Below are 13,585 nucleotides of genomic sequence, written 5' to 3' on the forward strand. Positions count from 1 at the left end.
AACGACAAGGCACACACGTGAACCTGCGCAACCAGTGGCCGGTCCTGCCGATCGTGGCAGGGCTGGCCTCCGGCCTGCTGACCGGCTGCGGATCGGAGAACGGCGACTCGGGGGCCGAGGGCTCCAACGTCGTGGTCGGCATGTCCGACGACGTCCTCGCCACCGACCCCGCCTCCGGCTACGACCCGGGCTCCTGGCTGTTGTTCAACAACGTCTTCCAGTCGCTGCTCAGCTTCCCCAAGGGAGCCACCGAGCCGCAGCCCGAGGCCGCCGAGGAGTGCTCGTTCAACGGCACCGAGACCAAGGTCTACACGTGCACCCTCAAGGACGGGCTCAAGTTCAGCAACGGTGACGCGCTCACCGCGAAGGACGTGAAGTTCTCCTTCGACCGCATGCTGAAGATCGACGACCCCGACGGTCCGGCGATCATGTTCCCGACGCTGGACAAGGTCGAGACCCCGGACGACAAGACGGTCGTCTTCCACCTCAACACCCCCGACGCCACCTTCCCCAGCAAGATCGCCTCCGGTGCCGGCTCCATCGTCAACCACCGCGAGTACGACGCGAACGGGCTGCGCAAGGACGGCGAGGCCGTCGGCTCCGGCCCCTACAAGCTGGACTCCTTCAGCGAGGACGAGGCCGTCTTCTCCGTCAACGAGCACTACAAGGGCACCGTCGAGACCAAGAACTCCGGCGTCACGCTGAAGTTCTTCCACGGCGACCAGGACGCCCTGAAGAAGGCCGTCCAGGACGCCGAGGTCGACGTGGCCTACCGAGGCCTCACCGCCCAGGCGATCGCCGACCTCGAGAAGGCCGACGACGGCACCGGCAGCATCGAGGTCATCGAGGGCAGCAGCGCCGAGGTCCAGCACCTGGTCTTCAACATGGACGACCCGGTGGCCGGAAAGCTCGGCGTGCGCAAGGCCATCGCCCACCTGCTCGACCGCGAGGCCCTCATCCGGGACGTCTACCAGGGCACCGCCACCCCGCTGTACTCGATCATCCCGGCCGGTATCGCCGGTCACAACACCGCCTTCTTCGACACCTACGGCGCCCGCCCCTCCAAGGCCAAGGCCGCCGCCGCGCTCGCCGAGGAAGGCATCACCGGCAAGGTGAAGCTGACCCTGTGGTCCACGCCCTCCCGCTACGGCCCGGCCACGGACCAGGAACTCGCCGCCATCGCCAAGCAGCTCAACGCCAGCGGGCTGTTCGACGCCGAGATGAAGTCCGTCGAGTTCGACCAGTACGAGAAGGACATCACGGCCGGCAAGTACGGCGTCTACGTCAAGGGCTGGGTGCCCGACTACCCCGACCCCGACAACTTCACCGGGCCCTTCTTCGGCAAGGGCAACGTCCTGAACAACAACTACGACAACGACACCATCACCGGCTCGCTCATCCCGGGCACCGCCGCCCAGAGCGACCGCTCCGCCACCGACCAGGACTTCGGCCGGCTCCAGGACATCGTCGCCGAGGAACTGCCCGTGCTGCCCGTCTGGCAGGCCAAGCAGTACGCGGTCGTCCGCGACGGCGTCTACGGACTCGAGTACTGCCTCGACGCCTCCACCGTGTTCCGCTTCTGGGAGCTGAGCAAGAGCGCGAACTGACCCGGCAGCCGGTCACGAACGCCGAGGGCGCCCCCTTCCTCACCGGAAGGGGGCGCCCTCTGCCATGGTCCGCGGGCCGCCGAGCGTCACTGCGCGCCCGGCCGCACCAGCCCGCTCTCGTACGCGTACACCGCCGCCTGCACACGGTCCCGCAGCCCCAGCTTCGTCAGCACATGGCCCACGTGCGTCTTCACGGTCGTCTCGCTGACGAACAGATCCGCGGCGATCTCCGCGTTGGACAGGCCCCGCGCGACCAGCTTCAGCACCTCGACCTCACGGTCGGTCAGCGTGTGCAGCGTGTCCGGCACCGGCTCGTCACCCGACGGCAGATGCGTCGCGTACTTGTCGAGCAGCCGCCGGGTGATGCTCGGCGCGAGCATCGCCTCACCGGCCGCCACCACCCGGATCGCCTGCACCAGCTCGTTGGCCGGCGCGTCCTTCAGCAGAAAGCCGCTGGCCCCCGCCTTGAGCGCCTCCACCACGTACTCGTCCAGATCGAACGTCGTCAGCACCAGCACCTTCGCCGGGCCGTCGCGCTCGGGGCCGGTGATCTGCCGGGTCGCCTCCACCCCGTCCATCCGCGGCATGCGGATGTCCATCAGCACCACATCGGGCTGCAGCGCCCGCACCTGGTCCAGGGCCTGGAGGCCGTCACCGGCCTCGCCGACGACCGCGATGTCCTGCTCCGCCTCCAGGATCATCCGGAAGCCCGTACGCAGCAGCGGCTGGTCGTCGACCAGTAGGACGCGGATGGCCACGTAAGTCTCCTTCTCGCTAGTCCGGCCCCATTCTGCCCTGTTGGGTCCCACCGGACTCAGCCGCCCTCACCGGCAGCGGATACGGCGGGGGAGTGCCGCCGAACTCAGGACAGTGCGCCTGGTGGTCGCACCAGCCGCACAGCTTGGTGGGCCGCGGCCGCCAGTCGCCCGTCTCGGTCGCCGTGCGGATCGCCTCCCACAACGCCAGCAGCTTGCGCTCCACACGCTCCAGATCGGCCGGCACCGGGTCGTAGGTCAGCACGTCACCGCTGCCCAGGTACACCAGCTGCAGACGGCGCGGGATCACCCGCTTCAGCCGCCACACCACCAGGGCGTAGAACTTCATCTGGAACAGGGCGTCCTCCGCGTACTCCGGGCGGGGGGCCTTGCCCGTCTTGTAGTCGACGATGCGCACCTCGCCGGTGGGCGCCACGTCCACGCGGTCGATGATGCCCCGCAGCAGCAGCCCCGAGTCCAGCTCGGCCTCGACGAACAGCTCCCGCTCGGCGGGCTCCAGCCGGCTCGGGTCCTCCAGCGTGAACCACCGCTCGACCAGCGCCTCCGCCTCTGCCAGCCAGCGCGCCAGCCGCTCGCCCCGCGCGTCGTCCGCGAACAGCTCCACGACCTCCGGCCTGGACTCGCGCAGCCGGTCCCACTGGGCCGGGATCAGGGCCTTCGCCCGCGGCGCGGTGCGCTCGGCCGCCGGCGCGTCGAAGAGCCGCTCCAGCACCGCGTGCACCAGCGTGCCCCGGGTCGCCGCCTCGCTCGGCTTCTCCGGCAGCCGGTCGATCACCCGGAACCGGTACAGCAACGGGCACCGCATGAAGTCGCTCGCACGCGAGGGCGACAGCGACGCGGGCGGTATGGCCGGGGACTCGGCCACCACGACCGCGCTCCCGCCCGCCTCCGCGGCCCCGGCCGTGACCGGCCCTTCCCCCTCGGCGACCAGGCTGTCGTCGCGCTGGTCCGCGCCCTCGGTGCTCGTCTCCATGACCACAGACCATACGGCCCGGCACCGACAGCGACCCCAGGACGGCCCCCGGGAGAGGGGGAGGGACGGGACAGGCGGGGAAGGAGAGGAAGGACAGGCGCGGCGGCGGACGGAGAACGACAGGGGTGCCGAGGCGAAACGGGTGGCGACGGCCGCATACCATCGACTCGAGACCCTCCCGTCCGGCAGGCGCGGGAGACGCAGCGAACGAGGGGACACCGGTGGACGTAAGCGGCGGGCGCGGGCAGCCGCGGCCCGGCAACGACGAGTCGGCCGAGCACCACCCGGAGCCCACCCCTCCGGCCCCTGACCCGACCCCGAACACCCCCACCGCCCCCGCACAGCAGCCGACGGACGGCACGGCCCCTCCTCGCGGCACCACCCAGCCCCCGGACGGCACACCCGAGGACCTGGCCCCAGCCCCCGCCACACCCGCCCTGCCGGCGGACGGCACCGCCGCCGCTCCCGCCACACCTGCCCAGCCGACGGACGGCACCACCGCCGGTCACGGCACCACGCAGCCGGCGGACGGCGCATCCACCGGCCCCGGCGCGGACCCCCGCCCCGAGGACTCGGCACACGGCACCGCCGCGCCCCCGCAGGCCGGTCACACGGCCGGAAAGGGAAGTGCACCGGAGGGGCCGCAGCGGGGAGGACTGCTGATGGGGCGGCCCTTCGGGGTGCCCGTGTACGTGGCGCCGAGCTGGTTCCTCGTCGCCATTCTCATCACCTGGGTCTTCGGCGGACAGGTCGACCGCGTGCTGCCCGAGCTCGGCGCCGCGAGCTACCTCGTCTCCCTCTTCTTCGCCGTCGCCTTCTACGCCTCCGTCCTCGTCCACGAGCTCGCCCACACCCTCGCCGCCCTCCGCTTCAAACTGCCGGTGCGCCGCATCCAGCTCCAGTTCTTCGGCGGCGTCTCCGAGATCGAGAAGGAGGCCGAGACCCCCGGCCGGGAGTTCGTGCTCGCCTTCGTCGGCCCACTGCTCTCCCTCGTCCTGTCGGGCCTCTTCTACCTCGCCCTGCTCGCCGTCGACCCCGGCACCGTCCCCGGCGTCCTGCTGGCCGGCCTGATGATCTCCAACCTCATCGTGGCCGCCTTCAACCTCCTGCCCGGCCTCCCCCTCGACGGCGGACGCATGCTCCGCGCGGTCGTCTGGAAACTCAGCGGCAAACCCATGACCGGCACCATCGCCGCCGCCTGGGTCGGCCGCGCCCTCGCCGTCTCCGTCCTCGTCGGCCTCCCGCTGCTCACCCAGTCCGGCGCCCTCGGTTCCGCCGCCGAGGACAGCGTCGGCATGGACACCGTCCTGGACGCCCTGCTCGCCGCCATCCTCGCCGCGATCATCTGGACCGGCGCCGGCAACAGCCTGCGCATGGCCCGGCTGCGCGAACACCTCCCCGAGCTGCGCGCCCGCACCCTCACCCGCCGCGCCGTCCCCGTCGAGACCGACACCCCGCTCTCCGAGGCCCTGCGCCGCGCCAACGCCGCCGGAGCCCGCGCCCTGGTCGTCGTCGACGCCGACGGCAACCCCCTCTCCCTCGTCCGCGAGGCCGCCATCGTCGGCGTACCGGAACACCGCCGCCCCTGGGTTCCCGTCGGCACCCTCGCCCAGGACCTCACCGACGGCATGCGCGTGTCCGCCGAGCTGGCGGGCGAGGAACTCCTCGACGCCCTGCGCGCGACACCGGCCACCGAGTACCTGGTCGTCGAGGAGACCGGCGAGATCTACGGCGTCCTGTCCGCCGCAGACGTGGAACGAGCCTTCGTCAAGGCCATGGCACGGCCCAGCTGATCCTGGTCGGAGCCACCCGCGGCGACCGGTTAGGCTTGGTCACATGTCCGAACCGACCGGTGCCGCCCGCCGTCGCGGGCCCTTCAAGGTCGGGGACCAGGTACAGCTGACCGACCCCAAGGGCCGCCACTACACGTTCACGCTCGAGTCCGGGAAGAACTTCCACACCCACAAGGGTTCCTTCCCGCACGACGAACTGATCGGCGCTCCCGAGGGCAGCGTTGTCCGCACTACCGGGAACGTCGCCTACCTCGCGCTGCGCCCCCTGCTCCCCGACTACGTCCTGTCCATGCCCCGCGGGGCCGCCGTCGTCTACCCGAAGGACGCGGGGCAGATCCTCGCCTTCGCCGACATCTTCCCCGGCGCACGCGTCGTCGAGGCCGGCGTCGGCTCCGGCTCGCTCAGCAGCTTTCTGCTGCGCGCCATCGGCGACCAGGGCATGCTGCACAGCTACGAGCGCCGCGAGGACTTCGCCGACATCGCCCGGCAGAACGTCGAGCGCTACTTCGGCGGCCCCCACCCCGCCTGGCAGCTCACCGTCGGCGACCTCCAGGACAACCTGTCCGACACCGACGTCGACCGCGTCATCCTCGACATGCTCGCCCCCTGGGAATGCCTGGAGGCCGTCTCCAAGGCACTCGTCCCCGGCGGCATCGTCTGCTGCTACGTCGCCACCACCACCCAGCTCGCCCGGACCGTCGAGTCCATCCGCGAGATCGGCTGCTTCAACGAGCCGACCGCCTGGGAGACGATGATCCGCAACTGGCACATCGAGGGCCTCGCCGTCCGCCCCGACCACCGGATGATCGGCCACACCGGCTTCCTGCTCACCGCCCGCCGGCTCGCCGACGGAGTCGAACCCCCCATGCGCCGCCGCCGCCCGGCCAAGGGCGCCTACGGCGAGGACTACGCGGGCCCCAACGCCGACGGAGGCGCCGCCCGCTGACGCCACCCGTCGAACCGTCAACGCGTCGGCGCCGTGCCGCAGTTCCCGAGAACCCGACGGAACTGCGCCACGGCGCCGACGCGTTGACGCAGGCCACCCGGGCCGTCACCGCACAACCCGCGCCGAAACCCCGAACCGTAACTCCACACCCCGCCGTTCCCCCGCACTGTGACGTGTGGCACGATGCTGGCCACCCCCACCGGCACAGCCCTCACAGGAGACCCTCCTCGTGCAGCAATCCGCCGTCCCGGAGCTCGCCCACACGCACACCCGGCCCATCCACTGGGTCGCCACCGCCACGGCCGTCGCCGGAGTCGTGGCGCTCTCCTCCGTCTTCCAGCCCGACGCCGCCACCGCCGCCCAGACCCCCGCCCCGCAGACCAGGAGCGCCCCCGCGCACATCGCCCCGCCGGACCCGGACGCCGTCGAGTTCCCCCTCGACTGCGGCCCCGTGAAACTCGTCGTGAAGAAGCAGGCGTCCGGCGACCTCGACGGCGACGGACGCCCCGAGACGGTCGCGGCGGTCCACTGCGACGCCCCCATGGGCACCCCGCCCGACGGCATGTACGTCCTCACCCGGGCCGCGGACAGCGCCGAGCCGCGCCTGGTGGCCACCCTCGTCGATCCCAAGGACCGCACCAACGTCGACGACTTCACCGTGCAGGACGGCGGCATCACCGCCACCGTCCTCGGCTACTCCTCCGCCGACGTGCCCAGTTGCTGCCCCGACGTGCGCAAGGACGTGAAGTGGCGGTGGGACAACGGCGCGTTCGTGCGCTCCGACCCCGCCGGTGCCCGCAGCGTGTGAGACAACGCGCGAGAGGCCGTGTGAGAAATCAGACAGCGATCACGGACCGTGCCGCCCCCGTCACCCGGCGTCCGGTCCGTACACCTCGACACTGTCCGAAACACGACGTACGTGGATGCACTCGCCCGGACACTCCTTCGCCGAGTCGATCACATCCGTGAGAAGCGGCAGCGGTACGGGCGTTGCCGCCCCCGCGGCCTGCAGAAGCTCGTCGTCCGCGCCCTTCACGTAGGCCAGCCCGTCGATGTCCAGCTCGAACACCTCGGGGGCGTACTGGGCACAGATGCCGTCGCCGGTACACAGGTCCTGGTCGATCCAGACCTCCAGGGCCTCCCCGTCGACTCCGGCCTCCTGCTGCACGCTCATCTCTCCTGCCGTTTCCTGCGTCGAGCCGCACGGGAATCCGGCCAGCTCCGACGGGTGTTGAACACTTCGACCCTACCTCTGCCTGGGTTCCAATCATCTTCGGTGGGTATTCCCCTGGCGTGAGGGAGAGCGCAAGGGTGAAGATCGGACACACCCCGACCGTCTTTGTGATCTAGGGGTTTCAATCGACACCCGCCCAGGTAGGGTCTGGAAGCGTCCAGCTCCCCTTGGAGGAGGTGAGGACCGTGGCAGCCCACGACGACGACATGAACCGCGGCATCCGCCCGGGACGCGGGTCCGACGACCCGGCCGGGCAGATCGCCTACCTTGAGCAGGAGATCGCCGTCCTGCGACGCAAGCTCGCCGACTCTCCGCGACACACGAGGATTCTCGAAGAGCGGATCGTCGAGCTGCAGACCAACCTGGCCGGCGTATCCGCCCAGAACGAACGACTCGCCAACACGCTCCGTGAGGCCCGCGACCAGATCGTGGCCCTCAAGGAGGAGGTCGACCGGCTCGCCCAGCCCCCGGCCGGCTTCGGAGTCTTCCTCGCCGCGAACGAGGACGGCACCGCCGACATCTTCACCGGCGGCCGCAAGCTCCGTGTGAACGTGAGTCCCAGCGTCGAGCTCGACGAGCTGCGGCGCGGCCAGGAAGTGATGCTCAACGAAGCGCTCAACGTGGTCGAGGCCATGGAGTTCGAGCGCGTCGGCGACATCGTCACCCTCAAGGAGATCCTCGAGGACGGCGAGCGCGCCCTGGTGCTCGGGCACACCGACGAGGAACGGGTGGTGCGGCTCGCCGAGCCGCTGCTGGACGCCACCATCCGCGCCGGTGACGCCCTGCTCCTGGAACCGCGCTCGGGATACGTCTACGAGGTCGTCCCCAAGAGCGAGGTCGAAGAGCTCGTCCTGGAGGAAGTCCCCGACATCGGCTACGAGCAGATCGGCGGCCTCGGCAACCAGATCGAGGCCATCCGCGACGCGGTCGAGCTGCCGTACCTCTACCCCGACCTGTTCAAGGAGCACGAACTGCGCCCGCCCAAGGGCGTCCTGCTCTACGGGCCGCCCGGATGCGGCAAGACGCTCATCGCCAAGGCCGTCGCCAACTCGCTGGCCAAGAAGGTCGCCGAGGTGACCGGCCAGGCCGCCGGCAAGAGCTTCTTCCTGAACATCAAGGGCCCCGAGCTGCTGAACAAGTACGTCGGCGAGACCGAGCGGCAGATCCGCCTGGTCTTCCAGCGGGCCCGTGAGAAGGCCAGCGAGGGCACCCCCGTCATCGTCTTCTTCGACGAGATGGAGTCCCTCTTCCGCACCCGCGGCTCCGGCGTCAGCTCGGACGTGGAGAACACCATCGTCCCGCAGCTCCTCGCCGAGATCGACGGCGTGGAGGGCCTGCAGAACGTGGTCGTGATCGGCGCCTCCAACCGCGAGGACATGATCGACCCCGCCATCCTGCGGCCCGGCCGGCTCGACGTGAAGATCAAGATCGAACGTCCGGACGCGGAAGCCGCCAAGGACATCTTCGGCAAGTACCTCACCGAGCGCCTCCCGCTGCACGCCGACGACCTCGCCGAGCACGGCGGCGACAAGACCACGACGGTCGAAAGCATGATCCAGACCGCTGTGGAACAGATGTACGCAGAAACCGAGGAGAACCGCTTCCTCGAGGTCACCTACGCCAACGGCGACAAGGAAGTCCTCTACTTCAAGGACTTCAACTCCGGCGCCATGATCGAGAACATCGTCGGCCGCGCCAAGAAGATGGCGATCAAGGACTTCCTCGAGAAGAACCAGAAGGGTCTGCGCGTCTCCCACCTGCTCCAGGCCTGCGTGGACGAGTTCAAGGAGAACGAGGACCTGCCCAACACCACCAACCCGGACGACTGGGCCCGTATCTCCGGAAAGAAGGGCGAGCGGATCGTCTACATCCGCACCCTCATCACCGGAAAGCAGGGCGCGGACACCGGACGCTCCATCGACACGGTGGCGAACACCGGTCAGTACCTGTAAAAGCCAGGGCGGCTGCGGGTGCCCTCAGCGGGTACCCGCAGCCGACTGTTTTTCGGGCCACGGCTGGAGCACAGCAATGACGCAAATGATCTCCCCACCAGCGCAAAGGCGTTCTAGGCTCTTCCGTACCGCCATGTCGCGCAGTGCGGGGACGGGCACCGCACACGCACCTGAGCGTCGGCGGTACTTGAGCAGCGCCCCCGACCGGGGACGCCGCCGGGCAAGGAGGGCCGCATGACCGTACGGCGAGTAATGGGCATCGAGACGGAGTACGGGATCTCCGTCCCCGGCCACCCCAACGCCAATGCCATGCTCACCTCGTCCCAGATCGTCAACGCCTACGCGGCCGCGATGCACCGGGCCCGCCGGGCCCGCTGGGACTTCGAGGAGGAGAACCCGCTGCGGGACGCGCGAGGCTTCGACCTCGCCCGCGAGGCCGCCGACGCCAGCCAGCTCACCGACGAGGACATCGGCCTGGCCAACGTGATCCTCACCAATGGCGCTCGGCTCTACGTCGACCACGCCCATCCGGAGTACAGCGCGCCCGAGGTCACCAATCCGCGGGACGCCGTGCTCTGGGACAAGGCCGGTGAGCGGATCATGGCCGAGGCCGCGGAGCGGGCCGCCCAGCTGCCCGGAGCCCAGCCGATCCACCTGTACAAGAACAACACCGACAACAAGGGCGCGTCCTACGGCACGCACGAGAACTACCTGATGAAGCGGGAGACCCCCTTCTCGGACATCGTGCGCCACCTCACGCCCTTCTTCGTCTCCCGCCAGGTCTTCGCAGGCGCCGGCCGCGTCGGCATCGGCCAGGACGGCCACGAACACGGCTTCCAGCTCAGCCAGCGCGCCGACTACTTCGAGGTCGAGGTCGGGCTGGAGACCACGCTGAAGCGCCCGATCATCAACACACGGGACGAGCCGCACGCGGACGCCGAGAAATACCGCAGGCTGCATGTGATCATCGGCGACGCGAACCTGTCCGAGATCTCCACCTACCTGAAGCTGGGCACGACGGCGCTGGTGCTGTCCATGATCGAGGACGGCTTCATCGCGGTGGACCTGGCCGTCGACCAGCCGGTTCGCACCCTGCACCAGGTCTCGCACGACCCGACGCTGAAGCGGCTCGTCACGCTGCGCAGCGGGCGCACGCTCACCGCTGTGCAGCTCCAGATGGAGTACTTCGAGCTGTCGCGCAAGTACGTCGAGGAGCGCTTCGGGGCCGACGCCGACGACCAGACCAAGGACGTCCTGGCCCGCTGGGAGGACACCCTCACGCGCCTGGAGAACGACCCGATGAGCCTGGCCGGCGAGCTGGACTGGGTCGCCAAGCGGGAGCTGATGGAGGGCTACCGGCGCCGTGACGGCGTCGACTGGGACGCGGCACGGCTGCACCTGGTCGACCTGCAGTACGCCGACGTACGCCCCGACAAGGGCCTGTACAACCGTCTGGTGGCCCGCGGCAGGATGAAGCGGCTGCTGGACGAGGGCGAGGTCGAACGGGCCCGTACGAAGCCGCCGGAGGACACCCGTGCGTACTTCCGCGGGCGGTGCCTGGAGCAGTACGCCGACGACGTGGCGGCGGCCTCCTGGGACTCGGTGATCTTCGATCTGCCGGGCCGGGACTCGCTGCAGCGGGTTCCAACCCTGGAACCGCTTCGCGGAACGCGTAATCACGTCAAGGAGCTGCTGGACCGCTGCCGGACGGCGGAAGACCTGGTCAGGGTGCTGTCCGGGGGGTGAGCCAAGGGCCGAGCGGGTATCCGGGGTACCCGGGTCCACGGAAGGTCCGGCCGGACAGGGTGGAAAATCCCGGGTCCGGGAATCATCGAGGTGGTCCCCGTACGTTGGAGCAACTGCGGGGCCATTGTCGGACCCGGCTTGTAGGGTCTGATCTTGACCGAGCAACTGTGTCGGGCGAACCGAGCGGGGTGAGGGTGATGGCGACCAAGGACACCGGCGGCGGACAGCAGAGGGCCACGCGGTCCACGGAAGAGGTCGAGGAGCAGGCGGCGGAGACGCAGGCTTCGGAGGACCTCAAGGAGCGGCAGGAGAAGCTGTCGGACGACGTGGACTCGGTGCTGGACGAGATCGACGACGTCCTCGAGGAGAACGCCGAGGACTTCGTGCGCTCCTTCGTTCAGAAGGGTGGCCAGTAGGCCGCTGCGGCCTTCGTGTCGAAGGCCCTGGGGCCGGGTGTGTGTGCGGGAAGGGGTGGCGGCGGGGCGCTGCCCGCGGTGTGGGGAAATCCGGCCGCGGGCAGTCTTCGCCCCGCGCCTCCGACCCGGCACAACGCCTGCTGAGGGGGCGACTGTTGCATCTGTCCATCGGTTCCCGCAGCACATGTGGATCACTGCCGCAAGACGGGTAGGGTCCGTGGCGTACTGTGCTTCAGCTGCAATGTCGCGCTGGGGCAGTTCAAGGACCGGCCCGATGCCATAAGGCGGGCTGCCGCATACGTGGAAGGAATCGCGTGGAAGCCAACACTCGTAGCACCGGGCGTCTACCAGCTGCCTTCCTGACGCCAGGGTCTTCCTCCTTCATGGACTTCCTCTCCGAGCACCAGCCGGAGCTGCTGCCGGGCAAGAGGTCGTTGCCGCCGGTGCAGGGTGCGATCGAGGCGCCGCACGGGACGACCATCGTGTCCGTGACGTTCCCCGGCGGTGTCGTGCTCGCCGGTGACCGGCGGGCGACCATGGGGAATGTCATCGCGCAGCGGGACATCGAGAAGGTGTTCCCGGCCGACGAGTACTCGGCGGTGGGCATCGCCGGTACGGCGGGCCTGGCCGTGGAGATGGTGAAGCTGTTCCAGCTGGAGCTGGAGCACTTCGAGAAGGTCGAGGGCGCGCAGCTGTCGCTGGAGGGCAAGGCGAACCGGCTGTCGACCATGATCCGTTCGAACCTGGGCATGGCCATGCAGGGGCTGGCGGTGGTCCCGCTGTTCGCCGGGTACGACGTGGACCGGGAGAAGGGGCGGATCTTCTCCTACGACGTCACCGGTGGGCGTTCGGAGGAGCAGGGATTCGCGGCCACCGGCTCCGGGTCGATCTTCGCCCGCGGCGCGATGAAGAAGCTCTACCGGGACGACCTGAGTGAGGCCGAGGCCACCACACTGGTGGTGCAGGCCCTGTACGACGCGGCTGACGACGACTCGGCGACCGGTGGTCCCGATGTCGCCCGCCGGATCTATCCGATCGTCACCGTGATCACCGAGGACGGCTTCCGCCGGCTGACCGAGGACGAGGCGTCCGAGATCGCCCGGTCCGTGCTGGAGCGGCGGCTGGAGCAGCCGGACGGTCCGCGGGCGGCGCTGCTGTAGCCGGCGGCTCTGTGGGTGTGGGTGATCCAGTGACTTCGACAGAAAGGGACGGGTAACCGGTGTCGACGCCGTTCTATGTCTCACCTCAGCAGGCGATGGCCGATCGCGCGGAGTACGCGCGGAAGGGCATTGCCCGGGGGCGCAGCCTGGTGGTGCTGCAGTATGCCGACGGGATCGTGTTCGTCGGCGAGAATCCGTCCCGTGCGCTGCACAAGTTCAGCGAGATCTACGACCGGATCGGGTTCGCCGCGGCCGGTAAGTACAACGAGTACGAGAATCTGCGGATCGGTGGGGTGCGGTATGCCGATCTGCGGGGTTACACCTACGACCGGGACGATGTGACGGCTCGGGGTCTGGCGAACGTGTACGCGCAGACGCTGGGCACGATCTTCTCGAGTGTGGGGGAGAAGCCGTACGAGGTGGAGCTGGTGGTGGCCGAGGTCGGGGAGACCCCGGAGCAGGACCAGATCTACCGGTTGCCGCATGACGGGTCCATCGTGGACGAGCACGGCTCGGTGGCGGTGGGCGGTAACGCGGAGCAGATCAGCGGGTACCTGGATCAGCGGCACCGGGACGGGATGACGCTGGCGGAGGCGCTGAGGCTGGCGGTGCAGTCGCTGTCGCGGGACACCAATGGCAGTGAGCGGGAGATTCCCGCGGAGCGGCTGGAGGTGGCGGTGCTGGATCGGACGCGGCCGCAGAAGCGGAAGTTCCGGAGGATCACCGGGCGGCAGCTGGTGCGGTTGCTGGAGGCCGGGTCGGCGGAGACGGCGTCGCAGGCGGGTGCGGGCGCGGGCGCTGACGCGGATGCGGACGCCGATTCCGGGGCCGAGGAGGAGTAGCGGGTGGCGGGCCGTGGGTGGATGCCTGCGGCGCCGCTGCGGCTTCGGTGGGGGTGCGCGTAGCGCCTACGGGTGGTGGGTGAGTCGGGGCCGGGGCGGTGGTGTCCGTCCTCGGTCTGGCGCGGAATCGGTCACTCAAA

12 protein-coding genes and 1 pseudogene are annotated in these 13,585 nt (G+C 69.7%); 10 read left to right on the top strand and 3 right to left on the bottom strand.

Features of this window, described 5'->3' with window-relative positions; all coding sequences use genetic code 11:
* Window positions 1-17 precede the first annotated feature (17 nt).
* Window positions 18-1,607 carry an ABC transporter substrate-binding protein gene (locus tag AB0412_RS35210; protein WP_366406698.1) on the top strand — a complete coding sequence of 530 codons (1,590 nt, stop codon included), beginning with the start codon at window positions 18-20 and terminating at the stop codon, window positions 1,605-1,607.
* A gap of 86 nt (window positions 1,608-1,693) precedes the next feature.
* Here AB0412_RS35210 and AB0412_RS35215 read toward each other — a convergent pair whose 3' ends face one another.
* Window positions 1,694-2,365 (bottom strand): response regulator transcription factor, encoded by a 672-nt coding sequence (locus AB0412_RS35215; protein WP_085572980.1) that lies wholly within the window; start codon window positions 2,363-2,365, stop codon window positions 1,694-1,696.
* 16 nt (window positions 2,366-2,381) lie between these two features.
* Window positions 2,382-3,356: a RecB family exonuclease gene (locus AB0412_RS35220; protein WP_366406699.1), complete on the bottom strand. Its 975-nt coding sequence runs from the start codon at window positions 3,354-3,356 to the stop codon at window positions 2,382-2,384.
* Between the two features lie 221 nt (window positions 3,357-3,577).
* On the opposite strand from AB0412_RS35220, the gene AB0412_RS35225 reads away from it, so the two are divergent.
* The 3 genes from AB0412_RS35225 (at window position 3,578) to AB0412_RS35235 (ending at window position 6,903) form a co-directional block, all read left to right on the top strand.
* Window positions 3,578-5,149: a site-2 protease family protein gene (locus AB0412_RS35225; protein WP_366406700.1), complete on the top strand. Its 1,572-nt coding sequence runs from the start codon at window positions 3,578-3,580 to the stop codon at window positions 5,147-5,149.
* 43 nt (window positions 5,150-5,192) lie between these two features.
* Window positions 5,193-6,095: a tRNA (adenine-N1)-methyltransferase gene (locus AB0412_RS35230; protein ID WP_366406701.1), complete on the top strand. Its 903-nt coding sequence runs from the start codon at window positions 5,193-5,195 to the stop codon at window positions 6,093-6,095.
* Window positions 6,096-6,324: 229 nt separating this feature from the next.
* Window positions 6,325-6,903: a hypothetical protein gene (locus AB0412_RS35235; protein WP_366406702.1), complete on the top strand. Its 579-nt coding sequence runs from the start codon at window positions 6,325-6,327 to the stop codon at window positions 6,901-6,903.
* Window positions 6,904-6,963: 60 nt separating this feature from the next.
* Here AB0412_RS35235 and AB0412_RS35240 read toward each other — a convergent pair whose 3' ends face one another.
* On the bottom strand, window positions 6,964-7,269 hold the full coding sequence (locus AB0412_RS35240; RefSeq protein WP_366406703.1) for a ferredoxin: 306 nt from the start codon (window positions 7,267-7,269) through the stop codon (window positions 6,964-6,966).
* Window positions 7,270-7,514: 245 nt separating this feature from the next.
* Between AB0412_RS35240 and arc the strand changes: the two genes are divergently transcribed.
* The 6 genes and pseudogenes from arc to prcA all read left to right on the top strand — a co-directional run bounded on the left by arc (window position 7,515) and on the right by prcA (window position 13,445).
* Window positions 7,515-9,281 carry a proteasome ATPase gene (gene arc, locus AB0412_RS35245; protein WP_366406704.1) on the top strand — a complete coding sequence of 589 codons (1,767 nt, stop codon included), beginning with the start codon at window positions 7,515-7,517 and terminating at the stop codon, window positions 9,279-9,281.
* Window positions 9,282-9,515: 234 nt separating this feature from the next.
* Entirely contained in the window at window positions 9,516-11,027 is a 1,512-nt protein-coding gene (gene dop, locus AB0412_RS35250; RefSeq protein ID WP_366406705.1) for a depupylase/deamidase Dop, read from the top strand.
* A gap of 197 nt (window positions 11,028-11,224) precedes the next feature.
* Window positions 11,225-11,443: a ubiquitin-like protein Pup gene (locus tag AB0412_RS35255; protein WP_366406706.1), complete on the top strand. Its 219-nt coding sequence runs from the start codon at window positions 11,225-11,227 to the stop codon at window positions 11,441-11,443.
* Between the two features lie 174 nt (window positions 11,444-11,617).
* Window positions 11,618-11,806: pseudogene (locus AB0412_RS35260) on the top strand (endonuclease domain-containing protein); the annotation flags it as partial.
* Window positions 11,758-12,603: a proteasome subunit beta gene (gene prcB, locus AB0412_RS35265; protein WP_366406707.1), complete on the top strand. Its 846-nt coding sequence runs from the start codon at window positions 11,758-11,760 to the stop codon at window positions 12,601-12,603. The pseudogene AB0412_RS35260 and the gene prcB, both read left to right, overlap by 49 nt.
* Before the next feature lie 59 nt (window positions 12,604-12,662).
* Window positions 12,663-13,445 carry a proteasome subunit alpha gene (gene prcA, locus AB0412_RS35270; protein WP_366406708.1) on the top strand — a complete coding sequence of 261 codons (783 nt, stop codon included), beginning with the start codon at window positions 12,663-12,665 and terminating at the stop codon, window positions 13,443-13,445.
* Window positions 13,446-13,585: the final 140 nt, after the last annotated feature.

This window comes from Streptomyces sp. NPDC052012 (assembly GCF_040689265.1).
In the GTDB taxonomy this organism is placed as follows: domain Bacteria; phylum Actinomycetota; class Actinomycetes; order Streptomycetales; family Streptomycetaceae; genus Streptomyces.